Raw genomic sequence first — 22000 nt, forward strand, 5'->3', positions numbered from 1 at the left:
TGAATTAATTGCAACTTTCTTACTTTATCATATCTATCCGTCTAATGTAACCGAAACTATGTAACATAGAAAAAGTGATTTTTTTGAAAAAACAAATAATGGTAGTATAGTAGAGGTAGAGTAGTAAAAAAACCTTTAGTATTACATGTAAAGTAGGATGAGTGGGGGATTAAATATGTATACAACATTTTTATTTGATTTAGATGGAACAGTAACGGATCCTAAAAAGGGGATTGTAAATTCAGTTTTGTACGCGTTAGAAAAGGTTGGAATTGAAGAATTACATATAAGTGAGTTAGATTCATTTATTGGTCCTCCTATTCAGCAATCATTCGTAGAGAGATATAATATGAATGAAGGAGAAGTTGAACGAGCTGTTTTTTATTTCAGGGAATATTTAAAGCAACGTGGGTTGTTGGAGAATAGTGTATACGAGGGTATTCCAAATCTCCTAAAACAATTAAAAGATAACGGAAATCGTTTATTTATAGCTACTTCAAAGCCTACTATTTTTGCTAGACAAGTAATAGAGCATTTTCAACTAACGAATTATTTTGAAGATATCATTGGAAGTAATTTAAATGGAACAAGAATAAAAAAAGAAGAAATAATTGCACATATTTTACTTCAGAATGAAGGACTTAATAAAGAGGAAGTTGTTATGATTGGAGATAGAAAGCACGATATAATAGGTGCAAATCATAATGGAATTGCTTCAATTGGTGTTTTATATGGCTATGGTAGTGAAAATGAGTTGATTGAAGTTAGTTCGACTCATATAGCGAAGGATATAGAAGAACTACACCATTTTTGTATAGAAAATAGTTTAATAAAAAAATAAAAATAGAGACTAACAATCCCTTTATAACGTATGACGATGAAATCGTTTCTGTTTAAAGGGATTTTTCATATGTAATCGAATATGTATAATTAGACATTTTAGTATGAAAAATTTGTATGAATTAGAGGAGGGATGTCAGAAATGAAAGATTAGTAGAAGTTTATCAATAAAAGATTGAATTTTCAGTTTAAAGGAGGGGTATAATTGGAGCTAGTTATTATATTATTAGCACTTAGCTTACTTATGTTTGTAGCTTATAGAGGGTTTTCTGTTATTTTATTTGCACCAATTTTTGCATTATTTGCGGTATTTTTGACAGAACCTAGTTTTGTATTACCTTTCTTTTCTAATATTTTTATGGAGAAAATGGTAGGGTTTATTAAACTATATTTCCCGGTGTTTTTACTTGGAGCAATTTTTGGGAAAGTAGTAGAAATGTCAGGAATTGCTGATTCTATTGCAAAGACGATTGTAGAGTTGGTTGGAGAAAAACGTACAATTTTAGCGATTGTTTTAATGGGTGCTATTTTAACATATAGTGGTGTTAGTGTATATGTAGTGGTATTTGCTATATTTCCGTTTGCAGCTAAGCTTTTTCGACAAGCTAATATTCCAAAACGCTTAATACCTGGAACAATTGTCCTTGGAGCAGTAACATTTACAATGGATGCGCTCCCTGGATCACCACAAATTCAAAATGTAATACCTACAACATTTTTTAAAACGGATATTTATGCTGCACCGATACTTGGTATTGTAGGGGCAATTTTTGTACTCACGTTAGGTTTATTATATTTAGAGAGTAGGCGTAAGAAGGCAAAAGCAGCAGGTGAAGGATATTTTGGTTTTAACGATGGGAATACTGAAATGGCAGCATCTTTGGAATTAGAGCAGAAAGAAATACCGCTGTTAAATAGTTTAGAAATTACGAGGGCACAACAACTTATTGCTTTTATACCACTTATTTTAGTAGGTGTAATGAATAAAGTGTTTACTATTATGATACCGAAGTGGTATCCGAACGGTTTTGACTTTTCAGCAATTGGTATGAAAGCATTTGGAAAAGTAGAATTGAGTGCGGTAGTTGGAATATGGTCTGTAGAATTGGCACTTATAATAGGGATTTTAACAACTCTTTTATTATACTGGAGACGGGTAGTAACAGGATTTCAAGCTGGATTGAATACAAGTATTGGTGGAGCACTACTTGCAACAATGAACACTGGAGCAGAATTTGGTTTCGGTGGTGTCATTGCAGCACTTCCAGGTTTTGCAATTATGAGAGATGGCATTTCTGCAACGTTCACAAATCCTTTAGTGAATGGAGCGGTAACGACGAATATTTTAGCCGGTATTACAGGTTCTGCATCAGGAGGAATGGGGATTGTTTTAAGTGCGATGGGGGATAAATTTATTGCAGCAGCCAATCAATTTGATATCCCATTAGAAGTTATGCACCGTATCGTATCAATGGCATCAGGAGGAATGGATACATTACCACATAACGGGGCTATTATTACTATTCTTACAGTAACAGGTTTAACACATAAACAGTCATATAAAGATATATTTGCTATTACAGTTTTGAAAACGCTTGCTGTGTTTTTAGTTATCGCATTCTATACTATTACAGGAATTTATTAAAAATAGATACTATATGAATTGTAAAGGTTTATTTAGTTGATATTTTATAAACTAAACATTAATAAGGGTAAGAAGGGGTGGAGTATTTGCAAGAAGTTGCTGAGTTTCGTATGCCGAAGTCTGTACTATATGGAAGAAATTCGATTGAAAAGCTGGGGGAACAATCAAAGAAGTTTGGGAAAAGAGCTTTTATAGTTACTGATACAATTATGGAGAAATTAGGGTATGTTGAAAGGTGCATAAAACAGCTAAATAAGAAAGGGATTACTGTTATTACATATAATAAAGTGAATGCTGAGCCTACAAATTTACACGTATTAGAAGCGTTAACGATTTGTAAAGAAGGGAAGTGTGATTTTATTATCGGTATTGGTGGTGGAAGTTGTATTGATGCTGCGAAAGCAGTAGCGGTGTTATATACTAATGGTGGAGCAATTGAATATTACGTCCAAAAAGATGTTGAAATAGAAAATGATCCACTACCACTCATTGCAATTCCAACAACTTCAGGTACTGGGTCAGAAGTAACAAGTGTAGCAGTAATTACGAATAAAAAAACAGATGTAAAAATGATGATGAAGCATCCGAGTTTTACCCCGCAAGTAGCGATTATTGACCCGATATTAACAAGTTCGGTACCACCTCATATTACGGCAGCGACAGGTATAGATGCATTATGCCATGCAATTGAAGCATATATTTCTAAATTTTCTCAACCACTTACAGATGTACTTGCTCTTTCGGCTATTGAAAGTATTATGAAATATTTACGTATTGTATATGAAGATGGAGGTAATATGGAAGCAAGGGAAGCAATGATGATCGCTTCATTACAAGCTGGAATTGCATTCTCAAATGCATCTGTTACATTAGTTCATGGAATGTCAAGACCAGTAGGGGCGTTATTTCATGTACCACATGGTATATCAAATGCAATACTATTACCCACAGTTTTAGAATATACAAAAGTGAGTGCAACAAAAAGACTAGCGGAAATTGGACGTTGTTTAAATAAAGATATGTATTCCTATTGTGATGAAGAAGTAGCCGATTATACGCTGAGGGAAATAAAAAAACTTTGTTTTGATCTTCGTATTCCAAATTTAAAAGAATACGGAATCGGTGAGGTTGAATTTGAAAATGCTATTTCAAAAATGGCCTCAGATGCAATTGAAAGTGGTAGCCCAGGAAATAATCCGCGAGTTCCTTCTTATAATGAAATTAAACAGTTGTATCGACAATGTTTTAATTATCAATATGAAAATTCTATAAAAACATTAGGGAGTTAATTTCAGAATATTCACATAAAATTTCCTTGGAAATAGTTAAAACAAGACTTTATATTATAAACTTAAAGTCTTGTTTTATTGTGTATAATATACATAATAAAACATTGTTATTAGTTTAGAAAAAAGTTTAGGTAGGTGTGTTATATATGAAAACGATAGGGCTTATAGGTGGTATGAGTTGGGAATCGACTTCGGAATATTATCGAATTTTAAATGAAGAGATAAAAAGTAAATTAGGAGGATTACACTCAGCAAAATGTTTGATTAATAGTGTGGATTTTGAAGAGATTGAACGATTCCAGTCTAACGGGGATTGGGATGGAGCAGGAGAAGTATTAGGGAATGCGGCGTATTCATTGCAGAAGGGAGGAGCAGATTTTATAATCATTTGCACAAATACAATGCATAAAGTAGTGGAGAAAATAAAAGAGAATATTAACATCCCCGTATTACATATTGCTGATACTACTGCAAAAGAAATTAAAAGAAAAGGTATTCAAACGATTGGTCTACTTGGAACGAAATATACAATGGAGCAAGATTTCTATAAGTCACGTATAGAAGAGAATAATATAAAAGTAATAGTGCCAGTAGAAAAAAATAGAGAAAAATTAAATGAAATAATTTATACAGAATTATGTTTAGGAAAAATAACATCGCAATCTAGAGAATATTATAAAAGAGTCATAGAAGAGCTAGTGCAAAAAGGAGCACAGGGAATAATTTTAGGTTGTACAGAAATAGGATTATTAATAAAGCAGGAAGACGTATTAGTTCCGATATTTGATACAACTTTTATACATGCAATGGAAGCAGTAAATGTGGCTTTAGAAAATAGATTATAATTATATTATGTAAACTTAGTTCGTGTATGTGGAAAACATTCAGAAAATATTTTATAATGTAAGTGGTTACATTTAAGGGGGATGCGTATGTTTTCAGTTCAACCAATCGCATTTGTACATAATGAAAGAAAGGAAATAAAAGATGACGAATGGGGAGAAGTAAGATCCTGTATTACTTTAACTGAATTGTATACAGAGGAAAGTATACAAGGGATTGAAGAATTTTCTCATATTGAAGTTGTTTTTTATTTTCATAAAGTAACGGATGAACAAATTCAATATGTTGCTAGACATCCTAGAAATAATAATGATTATCCTAAAGTAGGCATTTTTGCACAGCGCGGGAAAAATCGCCCGAATCGCTTAGGTGTAACAATTGTAAAAGTGATAAAAAGAGACGGTAAATCAATTATTGTTGAGGGATTAGATGCTATTGATGGCACCCCTATATTGGATATAAAGCCGGTAATGAAAGAGTTTATGCCGAAAGAAGAAATTCTACAGCCTAAATGGGTAACGGATATAATGAGACAGTATTGGAAGGGGAATGGAGTAAAATGAGAATATATGAGGCAACAATTGCAGATTTAGATGGACTAGCATCAGTTTTTAATAACTATCGTATGTTTTACCGACAAGATTCCGATTTAGATGGTGCAAAAGTATTTTTACAAAATCGTATCGAGAGAAAAGAATCCGTTATTTTCGTAGCAGTTGAAGACGGTGAATATATTGGATTCACGCAACTATATCCATCATTTTCTTCCATTTCAATGAAAGAATTATGGATTTTAAATGATCTGTTTGTACAAGCCGCGAAGCGCGGAACTGGAACAGGTAAAAAATTATTAGAAGCTGCTAAAAAATTCGCATTAGAAAATGGCGCAAAAGGTGTAAAATTACAAACAGAGATTGATAATTTATCAGCACAGCGATTATACGCTGAAAATGGTTATTTAAGAGATAATCGTTATTTCCATTATGAATTAACATTTTAAAAAATGTAAGATTAAAAGAGACGTTTTCAAAATGAAAACGTCTCTTTTAAATTGTATTATAGTTGATTTAATATCCAGTTTGTTGCATCTTCAAAGTTTTCTGCAATGTAGTTTGGCTCAATATGTGCCCACCTGTCTCGGTACGTATGTAAAGCATCGTATCCAGCGCCTGTTCGTACTAATATTGTTGTCGCATTCACTTTTTCACCTGCCACAATATCAGTCCAACGATCACCAACTACAGCACATTGTGTTAAATCAAGCCCATGTTTTTCCGCTGCTTTTAGAAGCATGCCTGTACTTGGTTTACGGCATTCACAACCATCACCATGTTTGTGAGGACAAACGTAAATATCATCAAAACCGAAACCTTTTAATTCTTGTACAAAATCAGCTACAGTCGCTATTCCATCCGCGATACCTGGTTGATTTGTGAAAGAGAAAATTTTTATATTTTGAGCTTTTATTTTTTGCAGAGCTGCTTTTGTAAAGGGGAATAATGTAAAAGAACCAGGGTAATGTATTGTAGTGTCGCCGCCAATTGTACCGTCACGATCAATGAAAATTGCTTTAATGTTTGTCATATTTATAGTCCCTTCAAGTAAAAAGTAGTTTAAAAATGTTTTACAAATCGATATCCATTTACTTCATAACCTAATTTTTTGTAAAAAGGATGTGCTTCTACTCTTTTTGTTCCACTAACTAGCCATGTTCCAATGCAATGATGCTTCTTTGCTAATTGTTCTGCATAATCCATTAACACCTGTCCAATGCCTTTCCGCCGTATTGTAGAATCGACGCTAATAATTGAAATTTCTCCATAACGAGTTACATCTTCTAAATTTTCGCGTATACGAAACCCGAGTAATCCAAATATAGTTTCTTCTTCCACATAAACATATAAAAAATCAAAAGGACTCATTTGTACGAATTGCAAGCGGTTGTTCATATCTTCATAGGAAATAGAGGAACCTTTTAATTCTTTCGTTAAAGAACAAAGTGCATCTATATCATCTACCGTCGCTTCACGAATTTGAAAAGACATATTATTCACTCCAATAAAATGTAATCAAACATTTAATATTCTGTTAAAAAATGTTTTTTCCTGCTATGAAAATAAATATTTTATAATGATATATAGATAGTTATACTTCTTCATTTTTATTTATTACCAGCTGTAATTGCCGGGATTATTTTTATAGTATGGATTGGTTGGATTGTATTTTTACCATAGAAAAAGAGCCGAAAATGGCTCTTTTTCTAATCTGTCACACATTGATAAATAAAATATACTAAAACGAGTATGCTTGCGGCGGAATACATGACATCTAAAGTCATTTGGTCGCCTCCTTATTGTTGTTGTATTTTATTGTATGAAATCTTACAATTTCATATTCAAGTGAAAAATATGTGAACGTTAACAAAATTGTAAAGTGCAAAAATTACAATCATTTTGTATAATAGAAGAAACAACCGTTATATAAAGTGAAACTTTAATCAGTGGGGGTTTTCTTCATCCCCACTGATTATTAGCCTTCACCAATCGGGCTTTTACGGGCAGTTGATCCCCTGCCTAACTTCTTTGCCTTCACTGAATTTTGAGGTGGTGGGGGTCTTACTTACCCGTTAATGCGGGATAAAATATAATGAGTGAAAGGGGAGGGAACATAAATGCCAAATTGGTTTAGAAAAACCTTAGTCGCATTAATTACCGTATTTACATTTGGTTTAGTGACGCCTCCTTCCATATTGCTTGATAATGCCAAAGCTGCGGACAAGCCTACGAGTACAGCTGGGCAACAAAATTTGGAGAGTACGTCCTATACATATGAAGAAACGAATGACAGGTTAACCACCGATACTTTTATTACTTATGCAATGCAAGAAGCAGAGAAGCAGTCGATGCAAAAGTTTGGAACTAAAATTGGTCCAGTAATTGAAGATGAGTTTAAAGATGTAATATTACCGAAAATTGAAGAGGCAATTGCTGAGCTTGCAAATGATGTTCCAGAGGAGTCGTTGCAATCATTATCGATTTCTCAGAAACCCGCTGGTGGAAATAATGAAAAGATTTTTCACGTTTACGATACGAAATCTGGAAATGACTTACTACGATTTCATGTAAGAAGAGATCATCCACCGCAAGATGGTTATTATTTCAATTTCCATTATCATCGTTTTGATGATGGATACTCTGGACATCATGAACTAGGAAATATTTACTGGAATACGAATGTACCGCCAAAATGGCTTTCTTAAAAAGAACAAGAGAAAATCTTGTTCTTTTTTTGTTGATAAAAGGGTAAGACAACTATGTTGTTGAATAACATATGTTTAGGAAAAAAGAAGAAAAGGGAGTATGGAAATGCAAAAATATATTGTTTTTGACTTTGATGGCACATTAGTAGATTCACAAAATATATTTGTACCGATCTATAATCAAATAGCTGAAAAGCATGGTTATAAAACAGTAAGGGAAGAAGAAATTGAGCATTTACGTAAATTAACGATGCCCGAGAGATGTAAGCAACTCGATGTACCACTGTATAAACTACCGATATTAGCGTTAGAGTTTTATAAATTATATCAACCAGCTATAAAAGATCTCGTTTTGTTCCATGGGATGAAGGATGTATTAGATGAATTACATAAAAAAGGCTACGGGATTGCCGTCATATCCTCTAACTCAGAAGAGCATATTCGGGCGTTTTTACATAATAATGGTATCGAAAATATTCAAGAAGTGTATTGTTCTAAAAATTTGTTCGGTAAAGACAAAATGATAAAAAGGTTTTTAAAATCAAAAAAAATAACAGAGCAAGAAATGTTATATGTCGGTGATGAACAGCGAGATGTAGCAGCGTGTAAAAAAGCTGGTGTGAACGTAATTTGGGTATCTTGGGGATATGATGTCATTGAAACAGTGAAAAAAGATGCACCAGATTATATGGTTCATACGCCTATGGAAATTGTACAAGTCGTACAAGGGGCACATTCTTAATATGAATACACTTCGAGCAGGTATTCATCATATTGAATTTTGGGTCGCGAATTTAGAGGAGTCTATTTCTTTTTATGATAAATTGTTTTCGATAATTGGATGGAGAAAGTTAAATGAAGTAGCATATAGTACGGGAGAAAGTGAAATATATTTTAAAGAGGTGGACGGGGAAATTGTAAGGACTTTAGGGCCTAGACATATTTGTTATCAAGCTACTCGTAGAGAAATAGTTGATGAAGTAGCAGATTTTCTTGCTAGTACAAAAGTGAAGGTAATACGTGGTCCGATAGAAATGAATCATTATTCGGACGGATACTATACGGTTGATTTTTACGATCCGAATGGATTTATTATAGAAGTAGCGTATACACCAAATGTAGAAATGTAAGGGGAATAAACATGAAGACAATTGCAGCACGGCAAAACAATATACAAATAGTAAAGGATGCAGCAAATATTGAAGAAATTTCTAAAGGTTTCTCACCTGATAAAAAATATATCATTACGACTATTAAAGATGAAAAGTATTTGTTACGGACAGGCGATATAAAAGAGTTTGAAAGAAAGAAAATAGAGTTTCAAGTTTTAAATGAAATGCAAAAACGTAGTGTGCAAGCACAAAGGCCAATTGAAATGGGTTTGTTGGAAGAAGAAGGTTTATGCTACGGTGTTTTTTCGTATATAGAAGGAGAAGATGCGAAAAAATTGTTGCCTACATATACACTAAAAGAACAATATGATATTGGTATAGAAGCAGGAAGAGATTTAGCAAAAATGCATACATATGAAGCTCCTAAGGGTATACTTCCATGGTATGAAAGAGCCATGAAAAAACATCGAAAATATTTAGAGGCATACAAAACATGCGGAATAAAAATAAAAAATGATGATAAAATCATTAAGTTTATAGATGAAAATGAAATGTATGTACAAAACCGCCCAAATCGATTTCAACACGATGATTTTCATTTAGAAAATATAATTGTGCGGGATGGGAAATATGTAGGTGTTGTTGATTTTAATGGTTATGACTGGGGCGACCCACTTCATGATTTTGTAAAAATTGCACTATTTGCAAGAGACATTAGTATTCCGTATTCAATCGGACAAATAGAAGGATACTTTAATAGGAGAATACCAGAGGAGTTCTGGAAATTATATGCGGTGTACGTCGGCATGACAGTTTTCTCATCAGTTGTCTGGACATTACGAGCAGCACCGCATATGTTAGATGATACGTTAGAGCGTCTTACTATAGTTTTAGAGGATCATAATAACTTTGAGTTATCGAAGCCGATTTGGTTTCAATCAGATAAGATTGATATGAAATAGAAAAGATAGGTGTAATTCGCACCTATCTTTATTTTTTACCATCAAAATACTTATTTAATTTTCTTAAATATAAGCGGCTGAGTACTTAACGTAGCTGGCACATGTAACTGAAGGGATGGAAATTCACCACTCACACTCATTTCATAAGCGAATAATAAACTCATTTTCATTCGGAATAAGTCAACTTTTGCAGAGAAGATGTCGTAATGATGATGTGTTAATTGAATGTCCATTTCCATGAATTGCACAAATAATGAATCATCTCGCTTGTATACTTGTAATGTTCCGTATGCAGGATGTTCGAAAGTACCAGTATAATCCTCTAATTTGTGAGAAGGTGTAGTCCCTTTAATTTGCTCAGGAAGGGATTCAGTTGCTTCTTTCATCATTTCCTTCATTTTTTCAGTATCTTCTACAGCACGTTTATGCCAATCGATGCCTTCTAATTCAAGTAGCTCGTCATAAATTTGGTTAGCAAGATAAGTAGGAAGTAATGTGCCTCCAGCATTCGTTAAAATGACAAGACCTACATTTTCTTTTGGCATGAATGAAACAAGTGCCGAAAATCCATCAATATTACCGCCATGATGAATCACTTTGTTACCACGATAAGCGCTAATAAACCAACCGAGGCCGTAACTATTTAATGGAGATTCAGGGAGTGATAGAACTGGTTGATCTGGAATTGAATTGTGTGGTGTATACATTTGTTGTAATAATTCAGAGGAGATTAATTCATGATCTCCAAACTTTCCTTTGTTTAAGTGAAGAAGTACCCAATTTACCATATCTTCAATTGTAGAATTAATACACCCAGCAGCGCCAACTGTATCGATGTTACGGAATGGAACTTCTTTTATTTCACCGTCTTTTTCAATGTAAGGTAAAGCATAATCCTCTGTAATTTGTGAATCTGTAACAGAGAAGTTTGTATGCCTCATATTTAAAGGTTCTAAAATATGTTCTGTAGCGTATTGCTCCCACGTTTGATTTGTAATGTTTTCAACAATGCAGCTAATTGTCGCATACATTAAGTTGTTATATAAAAATGCTGTTCGGAACGGTGCATCAAGTGGTAAATGTTTTATTTTTTCAACGAGATCTTTTCGAGATAAGGAAGAGCTGTACCAAAGAGCATCATGACGACTCACTCCAGTGCGGTGAGAGGCTAAATCCCGTCCTGTAACTTGTGAGGTAGCAAGTAGTTCACATAAAGAGAAGTTAGGTATATAAGACTGGACAGGAGTATCCCAATTAAACTTTTTTTGCTGTGCTAACAAGCTTAATGAAAGTGTGCCAAAAGCTTTCGTTGAGGAACCGATTGCGAACCGGGTGCTCGGTGTAACAGCCTCTTTTGTTTCTATATTTCGATAGCCGAAACCTTCTGAAATAATAACTTCACCGTCTTTTATAACAGCTACAGCAGCACCAGGAACTTTTAAATCCTTCATCATTTTTTCAACCGTAGTTTGTAACGAAGTCATAACAGGAGTTTCAATTTTAGACATAATTCTAACCTCCAAATTTAAATTTTGTCCTACCGCACTATACTTTCGGTAATAGAAAATGAAAACCTTTTTAAATATGGAAAGTTAATAATTTTGTAAGAATTACTGAAAATAATTTTTATTTATCAAGATTATTAAATTTGTTGTTTTTCATGTTATGATAAATTTCATATAAGATTGAAAGAAGGTTTTTCTACATATGAAACATGCTGAATATGAATACTTAAATTTATGCCGCCATGTAATGGAGCACGGTACGAAGAAAGAAGATCGTACAGGGACAGGAACTGTATCTGTATTTGGATATCAAATGCGTTTTGATCTGAGTAAAGGATTTCCTTTATTAACCACAAAGAGAGTACCATTTCGCCTTGTAGCAAGTGAACTACTTTGGTTTATGAAAGGTGATACAAACATTCGCTATTTATTGCAGCATAATAATAACATTTGGAATGAATGGGCATTTAAGAGCTGGGTAGAAAGTGACGAGTATACTGGGCCTGATATGACAGATTTCGGTCTTCGCTCACAACAAGATGAGGAATTTAAAGTGCAATATGATGAGCAAATGGACCTATTTAAAAAGAATGTTTTAGAAGATGATGATTTTTCGAATAAATATGGCTACTTAGGAGACGTATATGGCAAGCAATGGCGTGCTTGGAAAACGACGGCTGGTGAAACACTGGATCAACTAAAAGATGTAATTGAAATGATTAAAAAAACGCCAGATTCACGTCGCTTAATCGTTTCTGCTTGGAATCCTGAAGACGTACCGAGTATGGCATTACCGCCTTGTCATACGCTATTCCAGTTTTATGTAGCGGACGGAAAACTTTCTTGTCAGCTATATCAAAGAAGTGGCGACATCTTCCTTGGAATTCCATTTAACATCGCAAGTTATTCACTACTAACACATTTAATTGCACATGAATGTGGTCTTGAAGTAGGAGAATTTGTTCATACAATTGGAGATGCGCATATTTATACGAATCATTTTGAACAAGTAGAAAAACAATTGGCACGTGAACCACGTCCGTTCCCGAAACTTACATTAAATCCAGATGTGAAATCTGTGTTTGATTTTGAGATGGAAGATTTAACGATTGAAGGATATGATCCACACCCAGCGATTAAAGCACCGGTTGCAGTGTAATTGTAGAGGAGATGACAAGATGATTGTTTCATTTATGGTCGCAATGGACGAGAATAGAGTAATTGGTAAAGATAATAACTTACCTTGGCGTTTACCGAGTGAATTACAGTATGTAAAGAAAACGACGATGGGTCACCCACTTATTATGGGGAGAAAGAACTATGAAGCAATTGGTAGACCATTGCCTGGAAGACGTAATATTATTGTAACTCGTAATGAAGGGTATCATGTAGAAGGCTGCGAAGTAGCTCATACTGTAGAAGAAGTGTTTGAACTATGTAAAAATGAAGAAGAGATTTTTATTTTTGGCGGAGCGCAAATTTATGATCTCTTTTTACCGTATGTAGACAAGTTATATATAACAAAAATCCACCACGCATTTGAAGGAGACACATTCTTCCCAGAAATGGATATGACAAATTGGAAAGAGATTTTTGTAGAAAAAGGTTTAACGGATGAAAAAAATCCGTATACGTATTATTACCATGTATACGAGAAACAACAATAATAATAAAAATTGATGTGAGTATTCGCATCAATTTTTTTTATTTGTATTTATAAATGTAAGTTTATAGATGGTATTCAATAGTGCTATAATGAAAGGTAGCATGTGAAAAATGCTAAAATTTTCAAAAGTATTAATATAGAAAGAGGAGGAGAATCAGTTGAGAAAAATATGGGGGATTCTTTTTCTTTGCTTAACATTCATGTTAGTTGGATGTGGTAAAGAAGAAAAACCACAAGAAGCGTTTGATACATATGTGAAATCATGGAATAAACAAAAATTTGCAGATATGTACGATCAATTATCAGAAAATGCAAAAAAAGATATTTCCAAGAAAGAGTTTACTGAGAAATATGAAAAAATTTATTCTGGTATTGAAGTGAAAGACTTAAAGGTAGAAACAGGGGAAGTAAAAGAAGATAAAAAAGATGAAGGCCCTGTTCCTTTTAAAGTAAGCATGGATACAGTTGGTGGTAAAATCACTTTTGGTCATGAAGCAAAAATGGTGAAAGAAAAAGATGGAGATAAAGAATCTTGGAAAATAGATTGGACACCTGATTTCATTTTCCCTGGCATGACAAAAGATAGTAAAGTGCGTATGCAAACGACAGAGCCAAAACGTGGTGAAATATACGATCGTAATGGAAAAGGTCTTGCGACGAATGGGAAAGCTTCTGAGATCGGAATCGTTCCAGAAAAATTAGATGAAACTGCTCCGCAAACGAAAGAAGCAGTAGCTAAGTTGTTAAATATGTCTGTAGAAGAAATTGATCAAAAACTAACTGCTAAATGGGTAAAACCAGGGTATCTTGTACCAATTGGAATTTTACCTGAAGGGGCAACGCAAAATACGTATATTGATTTACCTGGTGTTGCAACAAAACCTGTAAATGTTCGTACATATCCGTTAGGGGAAGCGGCAGCTCATCTAACTGGTTATATCGGAAAGATAAATGCTGAAGATTTAAAAACGCTACAAAAGAAAGGCTACCAAGCTGATGAGCCAGTTGGTAAAGCTGGATTAGAGCAAGTATTGGAAGAAAAGCTACGCGGTAAAAAAGGTGGCCGTGTCTTTGTAGAAGATGCACAAGGAAAAGAAATTAAAAATTTAGCAAAAACAGAAGCTGTTGATGGAGAAAATGTAACTTTAACTATCGATAGTGCTGTTCAAGAAAAAACGTATAATGAAATGAAGGGCGAAGCTGGTTCAAGTGCGGCAATTAATCCGAAAAGTGGAGAAACAATTGCACTCGTAAGTAGTCCAGCATATGATCCTAATTTAATTGCACGAGGAACATCGAAAGCACAACGTGAAGCTTGGAATAATGATCCGAAAAAACCGATGACGAACCGATTTACACAATTATCGGTACCAGGTTCTGTATTTAAGCCAATTACAGCTGCAATCGGTCTTGAAACGAAAACGATTGATCCAAAAGAAGAATTGAAAATTGAAGGATTGAAATGGACAAAAGATTCTTCTTGGGGCAATTATTACGTAACACGTGTGAAAGATGCAAATCCGATTGATTTGGATAAGGCAATGAAATATTCGGATAATATTTACTTCGCACAAGAAGCTTTGAAAATCGGAAAAGATAAATTTATGAGTGAAGCGAAAAAATTCGGATTCGATGAGAAATTACCAATTGAATATGGATTCCCAGCTTCTAAAATCGCAAATGATGGTATTAAAAATGATATTCAAATGGCAGATACAGGATATGGTCAAGGACAAGTGTTAATGACTCCTCTTCATCTAGCTTTAACATATGCGCCAATTGTAAATGATGGAACAATTCCGTCACCATATATCATTAAAACAGATAAACAACCAAAAGCTTGGAAAGAAAATGTCATTTCAAAAGGAAATCAGGATATATTAAAAACTGCTATGACTAAAGTAATTAATGATCCGGATGGTACAGGGAAAATTGCTAAAATTGATGGTATGACCCTTGCTGGAAAAACAGGTACAGCGGAACTAAAAGTATCTAAAGAGGCCGAAGGAAAAGAACTAGGCTGGTTCGCTGCATTTGATTTAAATGCACCTGATATGGTCATTACAATGATGATTGAAGATGTAAAAGGTAGAGGTGGAAGTAACATTCCAGCTGAAAAAGTGAAACATATTTTTCAAAAATAAAGGTTGATGAAGGACTATCTCCATGAAATATGGAGGTAGTTTTTTATTTAGTTAACATTTTAAATGGAAATATATAATTTATAAATTACAAAACAACTTATTAACTTACGAAAAAAAAGTAGCTATTTTTTATTGACATGAAGCGAGAGATTTTGTATTATACTTACATAAGGTAAGTTATTTACTTTCGAATTATAAATCTCAAATTAAAGATAAAATTAAAGGGAGAGAATACAATGACAAAAGTACTATTTATCACAGCAAATCCAAATTCAGCAGAAGGTTCTTTCGGAATGGCAGTAGGAGAAGCTTTCATCGAAGCTTATAAAAACGAGCATCCACAAGACGAAGTTGTAACAGTTGATTTATTCAATACGACTGTACCAGCAATTGATGCAGATGTATTTGCTGCTTGGGGTAAATTTGCAGCAGGTGAAGGCTTTGAAACTTTAACAGAAGTTCAACAACAAAAAGTTGCAGCAATGAACACAAACTTAGAAACATTTATGCATGCAGATCGTTATGTATTCGTAACTCCAATGTGGAACTTTAGCTATCCACCAGTAGTAAAAGCATACTTAGATAACTTAGCAATCGCAGGTAAAACATTCAAATATACTGAAAATGGTCCAGTTGGCTTATTAGAAGGCAAAAAAGCACTTCACATTCAAGCAACAGGTGGCGTTTATTCTGAAGGAGCATACGCAGCTGTAGACTTCGGTCGTAATCACTTGAAAACAGTATTAGGATTCATTGGTGTAAATGAAACTGAATATATTGCAGTTGAAGGTATGAATGCTAATCCTGAAAAAGCACAAGAAATTAAAGAAGCAGCAATTGCTAACGCACGTGAATTAGCAAAACGTTTCTAATATAGAATACTTAAAAATGTCCAAACACTTGTTGTTTGGACATTTTTTCTTCTTTTTCCTTCGTTTGTCTAGTATAATGAAGGTCGGAATGATAATAGGTGGGGGTTCTGTATGATTCAAACGTTTTTTAAAATCTTTTATTTAATTTTAATTGTAATTGCGATTACACCGAGAATGTGGCGTCTTAAAAAACAAGTAAATACGATGTCACCTCAAGAAAAAGATAATGCTGTGTATAAAACGACAAATTGGTTTGGTAAAAAAATGGTACGTGTTGCTGGTGGGGCAGTAGAAGTAAAAGGGCTTGAAAATGTTCCGAAAGACAAGCCGGTACTAGTTGTAAGTAATCATCAAAGTAATATGGATATTCCTGTTTTACTAGGTTACTTAAATAAACCAATTGGATTCGTTTCAAAGGCAGAGATTAAGAAGTTTCCAGTTGTACCAACTTGGATGGAACTTATGAATTGTGTATTTATGGTTCGTAATGATCGTCGTCAATCTCTTCAAGCGATTAAAGATGGAATTGAACTATTAAAGAATGGACATTCTATCGTAATTTTCCCTGAAGGAACGAGAAGTAAGGGTGGCGAAATTGGAGAGTTTAAAGCTGGTAGTTTTCACCTAGCAGTAAAATCTGGTGTAGCAATCTTACCTGTAACGTTAGATGGTACATATAAAATGTTTGAAGCGAATGGAAATCGTATGAAACCAGCTCATGCAACAGTAACGATTTCTAAGCCGATTACACCTGAAGAGTATGCGAATATGGATATTAAAGAATTAACGAAGCATACACAGGATGTTATCGCATCACAATTACATAAGTAAAAAAAAAGGTTTCAGCTTTCATCAAGCTGAAACCTTTTTTATTACGCTGCAGGTAAGACGTAAAAGAGTACACAGAAGAACATCATTGCACTACCGCCTAAAACGAAGAGGTGCCAAATGGCATGGTTGAAAGGTAGCTTTTCCCAAAGGAAGAAGATTGCCCCGACTGAATATAAAATGCCACCTGCTAAAAGTAGTGAAAAACCATGTCCAGTTAGATTTTCGTAAAGTGGTTTAATAGCAACGATTATGAGCCAGCCCATAATGATGTAACATAAAGTTGATGCTTTTATAAAACGGCGTACAAAGAAAATTTTGAAGACAATACCGCCAATTGCAAGTGTCCATATAATTGCGAGTAACGTCCAACCTAAAGGTCCACGAAGTGTAATGAGTAGAAAAGGAGTATATGTGCCAGCGATTAATAAATAGATGGCTGAGTGATCTAAAATAGTAAATAATTTTTCTACTTTTGGATGGTGAATGCTATGTAGCAACGTTGAAAACAAGTACAGTAAGAACATGCTTACACCATAAACGGTAAATGCAACAACAGCAGATGCAGTACCATGTTTAGACGCATGAATAATTAATATAATTAAGGCAGGGATGCTTAAAATGGCACCGATACCATGTGTTATTGCATTTGCAATTTCTTCTTTCACAAAATGTGTCATTCGTGTCATTTTTTCAGTCATAATGCAAATCCTTTCTACTATCATAAAGTGAAACTTTAATCAGTGGGGGGGTGTTCATCCCCATTGATTATTAGCCTTCACCAATCGGGCTTTTACGGGTAGCCCGCCCCCCACCTAACTCCTTTGCTTTCGCTAAATTTTGAGGTGGGGTCTTACTGCCCGTTAATGCGGGATAAAATAATATGTCGTTTCTCTTACCATATCATACACAAAGACAATAGAAAATGAAATTTGTATAATTGATTATATTTTTGAATTTTTTTGACAAAAGACGATGGATTTGTTGACGTTTTCAAACTTTTTTGACAAAATAAAATTATGCAATAGTAGGACAAGAAATCTACTAATAAAGGGGATGGGGAAATGTTTTCAAATATTGGCTTTCCAGGGTTAATTTTAATCTTAGTAGCTGTACTAATATTATTTGGGCCTAAAAAATTGCCGGAAATCGGAAAGGCTTTAGGGGAAACGTTAAAAGAATTCAAAAAATCAACGAAAGAATTGACTGATGACGCATTTCAAGAGAAGGAAAAGAAAGAAAAAATGTAATGGATTTTCCTCGTAATGGATAAGTAAAGTGTGGTGAACGAGATGGAAGATCGGGAAATGAGTGTAGTAGAACATATCGTTGAACTTCGCAAAAGAGTAATTTATACAGTGTTATCCTTTGTATTATTTTTAATTATTGGATTTACTTTTACGAAGGATATTTATTTTTGGCTTGTAAAAGATTTACCAATGAAATTAACTGTTCTCGGTCCAAGTGATGTATTGTGGATTTTTTTCTCGATTGCTACAGTATTTGCTATCGTTTGTACAATTCCTTTTGCTGCTATACAAATTTGGTTATTTGTAAAACCAGGTTTACATCCAAATGAACAAAAGATGACTGTAATGTATATACCGGTATTGTCTATATTATTTATTGCAGGTTTAAGTTTTGGATATTTTATTGTAATGCCGTTTTTATTTCATTTTTTAACTACGATAGGTAATGAAATGTTTAATACGATGTTTACGACAGAAAAGTATTTTCATTTTGTACTTAATTTAACAGTTCCATTTGCTGTGATTTTTGAATTACCTGTAGTGGTAATGTTTTTAACGAGTATTGGCATACTTACAGCGGAGTTTCTAATAAAAATAAGAAGGTATGCTTACGTAGCATTGATTATCATTGCCTCGTGTATATCACCGCCAGATTTTTTATCTCATAGTTTAGTTGCGGTACCGCTTATTTGTATTTATGAAATTAGTATTGCCTTATCAAAGATTGTTAGTAAGCGAAAAAAGAAACGGGAAGAAGAAATACAGTCGAAAAGTGCCTCGTTATAAAGGCACTTTTTTAATTATTTGTTATACTATGGCTATAAACGTATACAATATAAAGAAGAAAAAAATAATAGAATCTCCAAAATTTAGACAAACTTTGCACCTTTATAAGTTTATACTGAATGTATTAAGCAATTTACGGATAACGAGATTCCCGTCTCACGTGATAATTAGGACGGGGGATGGATTAGGTGGAGATGAATAGAGAATAAATCTACTAACCATAAGGACTAAAGGGATCATCTAAGGATACTTTTGTATTCAAAGGAGTCTCCACTTTAAACAACGTGTTACAGCGTAAAGTAGAGGAAGTTCAAAATCCAATGAAAAAGAGGATTGATATTGTGATTACGAAAAGTTTTTATTTCACTCATTCAACAGGGGATTGTATTAAAATATTCGAAATCCCTGTCCTACAGGCGCAGCATCCATTATCGTTTCTAATTCAGTCTCGTCTTCAATTATTTATTGCAAAAATTCAAAAACAAAAGCACCCAAGATTTTCGTATTCTTTCCGTGAATATTTACAAAAATGTTTGAAGTGGAATGATTATTTAAATGTATATAAAACAAATACCCTTGAAAAAAACGCATAAATTAGAGCAGGACAGAGTCAGGAATACTCTGTCTTTTTATTTTAGGTATAAAAATATAATTAATTTGATGAAATTTCGTTCGAAATTGTTGAAAGCATTAGGAATGCTAGTATAATAACAAGGAGAGCGTATTGGAAAGGGAAGAAGGATAGTATGCAAAAAATTAAAATTGTAACAGATTCAACGGCAGATTTATCACAAGATGTAATCGAGAAGTATGACATTCATGTTCTACCATTATCAATCTCTGTAAATGGACAAACATATTTAGATCGCGTTGATTTACAACCTGATGAGTTTATTGAAGAAATGATTAAATCAGAGGAACTACCAAAAACATCACAACCAGCTATGGGTACATTTGTAGAAATGTATGACAAGCTAGGTGAAGATGGAAGTGAAGTACTTTCTATCCATATGACAAGTGGAATGAGTGGTACTGTTGCGACTGCAAATAGTGCTGCATCGATGACTGATACAAAAGTAACAGTTGTTGATTCACAATTTATTACACATGCTTTAGCATATCAAGTAATAGAAGCTGCAAAAATGGCAAATGAAGGACGCTCACTAGAAGAAATTTTAAAACGTGTAGATGAAGTGAGAAAGAATACTCGTTTATATGTAGTGGTAGATACATTAGAAAACTTAGTGAAGGGTGGACGTATCGGTAAAGGAAAAGCGTTTATCGGTTCGCTACTTAATATAAAGCCAATTGCTAGCCTTGAAGACGGTGTTTATAACCCTGTAACGAAAGTGCGCAGTCAAGGCCAAATTGTAAAAACGTTAGCTAAGTTATTTGAGCAAGATACAGCAGGAAAAGTTGTAAAAGCTGTTGCGATTCCGCATGCAAAAGCAATTCCTTTAGCTGAAAGTATGAAAGCAGCGGTGGAAAAAGTGAGTGGATTTTCTCAATCAGAAATTTTCTATACAACGCCTATTATTAGTACTCATACAGGTCCGGGTGCAATTGGATTTATGTATTTAGCAGAGTAATAAAAAAGCTACTTGAAAATATATTTTCAAGTAGCTTTTTTATCCCGCATTAACGGACAGTAAGACCCTCACCTCAAAATTCAGAGAAAGCAAAGAAGTTAGGTGTGAGATCAACGGTCCGTAAATGCCCGATTGGTGAAGGCTAATAATCAGTGGGGATGATGAACAACCCCCACTGATTAAAGTTTCACTTTATGTGAATAGAAAGTAAGAAATGAGAAGGGCTATACAGGCGCTCACGCTAATGATGTAGCGAGTCTGTAAATATTCATTCATAGAAAACACCCTTTATGATTTTCTATATTATATGATGGATATAGAAAATAAGTAGTTACATTACACTTGTAAAGTTTCGATTTTTTCTTGTACTTGTTTTTTATTTGTGTCGCTATTATAAGTAAAAGTTTGGCCTAAAAAGAGTACATGCAGTTGTTCCCACGGTAACATACGTAAATTCCAATTACTTCGAAGTTTTATTATTGCCTCGCGAGGTGTTTCATCAGCAAGTGCAAAAGCTCCGTAATGCATTGGAATAAAATGTGTCGCGTTTAAATCTAAATAAGCTTGCACTGCTTCTTCAGGGGAAACATGAGATACTTTCATAAACCATTCTGGTTCATAAGCGCCAATTGGCATAAGAGCAATATCAATTAAAAAGCGCTTTCCAATCTCTTTGAAACCTTGGAAATAGCCGCTGTCGCCACAAAAATAAATGGTTTCCATAGTCGTTTCATTATCAATAATCCATCCACCCCAGTGAGATGTATTCATGTCAAATAAGGATCTTCTCGTCCAGTGCTGAGCAGGTACGAAGTGAAAAGAAACTTCATTAATCGTCGTACTTTCCCACCATTTATATTCTTCTACATGCGTAAATTTCTTACGAGTAAATAATTTTTTTAATCCGATAGGTACAAGATATAGAACATCATCATTTAACTGACGAAGAGTTGAAAAATCTAAATGATCATAATGACCGTGTGAAATAAGGACTATATCAATTTTAGGTAGTTCTTGTATAGTAAGACCTGGTTCAGTAAGCCTCGGAACTAACTTTAATTTATTTGCCCATACTGGATCTGTTAATATATTAAGTCCATTCGTTTGGATAAGAAAAGTAGAATGGCCAACCCATGTGACTGTCGTTTTTTCAACATTGCTTTGCAAAAATGCATTTTGTTTAACAGGTGATTGTTCTACTAAAAAAGAAAAGTCTTTTTTGTTCAGCTTTCGTTCTTTACGCCATCTTAAAAAAGAACGAATTGATTTTTTTGTACTGACATTATCCATATTTTCATAGCGCTTTGCCATGAACATCACCTCATTTAAAATCGTTGTAGTTGTATTGTACCGAAATGTTGTTAAGGAATACAGTGTATAACATGGATTAATGTTTAATTAATTGTTAAA

24 protein-coding genes are annotated in these 22000 nt (G+C 34.0%); 19 read left to right on the plus strand and 5 right to left on the minus strand.

Annotated elements, in window-relative coordinates:
• The first annotated feature begins 175 nt into the window (after positions 1-175).
• From ACS2MN_RS01605 to ACS2MN_RS01630, 6 genes are all read left to right on the plus strand, one after another.
• Positions 176-841 carry an HAD family hydrolase gene (locus tag ACS2MN_RS01605; protein ID WP_000288767.1) on the plus strand — a complete coding sequence of 222 codons (666 nt, stop codon included), beginning with the start codon at positions 176-178 and terminating at the stop codon, positions 839-841.
• A 204-nt stretch (positions 842-1045) separates the two neighbouring features.
• Complete coding sequence (locus tag ACS2MN_RS01610) at positions 1046-2485, plus strand: GntP family permease (protein WP_000424323.1); 1440 nt, start codon at positions 1046-1048, stop codon at positions 2483-2485.
• Between the two features lie 86 nt (positions 2486-2571).
• Positions 2572-3774 carry an iron-containing alcohol dehydrogenase gene (locus tag ACS2MN_RS01615; RefSeq protein WP_001158490.1) on the plus strand — a complete coding sequence of 401 codons (1203 nt, stop codon included), beginning with the start codon at positions 2572-2574 and terminating at the stop codon, positions 3772-3774.
• Positions 3775-3920: 146 nt separating this feature from the next.
• On the plus strand, positions 3921-4619 hold the full coding sequence (locus ACS2MN_RS01620) for an aspartate/glutamate racemase family protein (protein ID WP_000848585.1): 699 nt from the start codon (positions 3921-3923) through the stop codon (positions 4617-4619).
• An 87-nt stretch (positions 4620-4706) separates the two neighbouring features.
• Complete coding sequence (locus tag ACS2MN_RS01625; protein ID WP_000493241.1) at positions 4707-5180, plus strand: SAM-dependent methyltransferase; 474 nt, start codon at positions 4707-4709, stop codon at positions 5178-5180.
• Positions 5177-5617, plus strand: coding sequence for a GNAT family N-acetyltransferase (locus ACS2MN_RS01630; RefSeq protein ID WP_001223858.1), 441 nt, complete (start codon positions 5177-5179; stop codon positions 5615-5617). Before ACS2MN_RS01625 ends, ACS2MN_RS01630 begins: the two co-directional genes overlap by 4 nt.
• Positions 5618-5673: 56 nt before the next feature.
• Here the strand turns inward: ACS2MN_RS01630 and ACS2MN_RS01635 are convergent, their stop codons facing one another.
• Together ACS2MN_RS01635 and ACS2MN_RS01640 are read right to left on the minus strand one after the other, a co-directional pair.
• Positions 5674-6201, minus strand: coding sequence for an HAD-IIIA family hydrolase (locus ACS2MN_RS01635; RefSeq protein WP_000181775.1), 528 nt, complete (start codon positions 6199-6201; stop codon positions 5674-5676).
• 29 nt (positions 6202-6230) lie between these two features.
• The gene (locus ACS2MN_RS01640; protein ID WP_000009794.1) at positions 6231-6662 is read right to left on the minus strand and encodes a GNAT family N-acetyltransferase; all 432 of its coding nucleotides are present in this window, start codon (positions 6660-6662) and stop codon (positions 6231-6233) included.
• A gap of 626 nt (positions 6663-7288) precedes the next feature.
• Between ACS2MN_RS01640 and ACS2MN_RS01645 the strand changes: the two genes are divergently transcribed.
• The 4 genes from ACS2MN_RS01645 to ACS2MN_RS01660 all read left to right on the plus strand — a co-directional run bounded on the left by ACS2MN_RS01645 (position 7289) and on the right by ACS2MN_RS01660 (position 9950).
• A complete protein-coding gene (locus tag ACS2MN_RS01645) occupies positions 7289-7876 on the plus strand; it encodes a YpjP family protein (protein ID WP_001134417.1) in 588 nt (195 codons plus the stop codon).
• Positions 7877-7982: 106 nt separating this feature from the next.
• Positions 7983-8618: an HAD family hydrolase gene (locus ACS2MN_RS01650; protein WP_001174984.1), complete on the plus strand. Its 636-nt coding sequence runs from the start codon at positions 7983-7985 to the stop codon at positions 8616-8618.
• A 1-nt stretch (position 8619) separates the two neighbouring features.
• Positions 8620-9006, plus strand: a complete 387-nt coding sequence (locus tag ACS2MN_RS01655) for a VOC family protein (RefSeq protein WP_001094652.1) — start codon at positions 8620-8622, stop codon at positions 9004-9006.
• An 11-nt stretch (positions 9007-9017) separates the two neighbouring features.
• A complete protein-coding gene (locus ACS2MN_RS01660; protein ID WP_346994248.1) occupies positions 9018-9950 on the plus strand; it encodes an aminoglycoside phosphotransferase family protein in 933 nt (310 codons plus the stop codon).
• A 50-nt stretch (positions 9951-10000) separates the two neighbouring features.
• On the opposite strand, the gene ACS2MN_RS01665 is transcribed toward ACS2MN_RS01660, so the two are convergent.
• The gene (locus ACS2MN_RS01665; RefSeq protein ID WP_000034325.1) at positions 10001-11458 is read right to left on the minus strand and encodes a serine hydrolase; all 1458 of its coding nucleotides are present in this window, start codon (positions 11456-11458) and stop codon (positions 10001-10003) included.
• Between the two features lie 199 nt (positions 11459-11657).
• Between ACS2MN_RS01665 and ACS2MN_RS01670 the strand changes: the two genes are divergently transcribed.
• From ACS2MN_RS01670 to ACS2MN_RS01690, 5 genes are all read left to right on the plus strand, one after another.
• A complete protein-coding gene (locus ACS2MN_RS01670; protein ID WP_000679621.1) occupies positions 11658-12614 on the plus strand; it encodes a thymidylate synthase in 957 nt (318 codons plus the stop codon).
• A 19-nt stretch (positions 12615-12633) separates the two neighbouring features.
• Positions 12634-13122, plus strand: coding sequence for a dihydrofolate reductase (locus tag ACS2MN_RS01675; RefSeq protein WP_000637202.1), 489 nt, complete (start codon positions 12634-12636; stop codon positions 13120-13122).
• 157 nt (positions 13123-13279) lie between these two features.
• Positions 13280-15265 (plus strand): penicillin-binding protein 3, encoded by a 1986-nt coding sequence (gene pbpC, locus ACS2MN_RS01680; RefSeq protein WP_001227253.1) that lies wholly within the window; start codon positions 13280-13282, stop codon positions 15263-15265.
• 236 nt (positions 15266-15501) lie between these two features.
• Positions 15502-16137, plus strand: a complete 636-nt coding sequence (locus tag ACS2MN_RS01685; RefSeq protein WP_000170037.1) for an FMN-dependent NADH-azoreductase — start codon at positions 15502-15504, stop codon at positions 16135-16137.
• A 111-nt stretch (positions 16138-16248) separates the two neighbouring features.
• Positions 16249-16968, plus strand: coding sequence for a lysophospholipid acyltransferase family protein (locus ACS2MN_RS01690; RefSeq protein WP_000616564.1), 720 nt, complete (start codon positions 16249-16251; stop codon positions 16966-16968).
• A 41-nt stretch (positions 16969-17009) separates the two neighbouring features.
• On the opposite strand, the gene trhA is transcribed toward ACS2MN_RS01690, so the two are convergent.
• Complete coding sequence (gene trhA, locus ACS2MN_RS01695) at positions 17010-17666, minus strand: PAQR family membrane homeostasis protein TrhA (protein ID WP_000136879.1); 657 nt, start codon at positions 17664-17666, stop codon at positions 17010-17012.
• A gap of 363 nt (positions 17667-18029) precedes the next feature.
• Between trhA and ACS2MN_RS01700 the strand changes: the two genes are divergently transcribed.
• From ACS2MN_RS01700 to ACS2MN_RS01715, 4 genes are all read left to right on the plus strand, one after another.
• On the plus strand, positions 18030-18215 hold the full coding sequence (locus ACS2MN_RS01700; RefSeq protein ID WP_000492443.1) for a twin-arginine translocase TatA/TatE family subunit: 186 nt from the start codon (positions 18030-18032) through the stop codon (positions 18213-18215).
• 42 nt (positions 18216-18257) lie between these two features.
• Positions 18258-19001 carry a twin-arginine translocase subunit TatC gene (tatC, locus tag ACS2MN_RS01705; RefSeq protein WP_000390131.1) on the plus strand — a complete coding sequence of 248 codons (744 nt, stop codon included), beginning with the start codon at positions 18258-18260 and terminating at the stop codon, positions 18999-19001.
• A gap of 341 nt (positions 19002-19342) precedes the next feature.
• On the plus strand, positions 19343-19594 hold the full coding sequence (locus ACS2MN_RS01710) for a DUF2535 family protein (RefSeq protein ID WP_000629011.1): 252 nt from the start codon (positions 19343-19345) through the stop codon (positions 19592-19594).
• 153 nt (positions 19595-19747) lie between these two features.
• Positions 19748-20590, plus strand: coding sequence for a DegV family protein (locus ACS2MN_RS01715; RefSeq protein ID WP_001169474.1), 843 nt, complete (start codon positions 19748-19750; stop codon positions 20588-20590).
• A 336-nt stretch (positions 20591-20926) separates the two neighbouring features.
• Here ACS2MN_RS01715 and ACS2MN_RS01720 read toward each other — a convergent pair whose 3' ends face one another.
• A complete protein-coding gene (locus ACS2MN_RS01720) occupies positions 20927-21901 on the minus strand; it encodes an MBL fold metallo-hydrolase (RefSeq protein WP_097861106.1) in 975 nt (324 codons plus the stop codon).
• Between the last annotated feature and the right edge of the window lie 99 nt (positions 21902-22000).

This window comes from Bacillus cereus group sp. BceL062 (assembly GCF_051780025.1).
GTDB classification, from domain to species: Bacteria; Bacillota; Bacilli; order Bacillales; family Bacillaceae_G; genus Bacillus_A; species Bacillus_A toyonensis.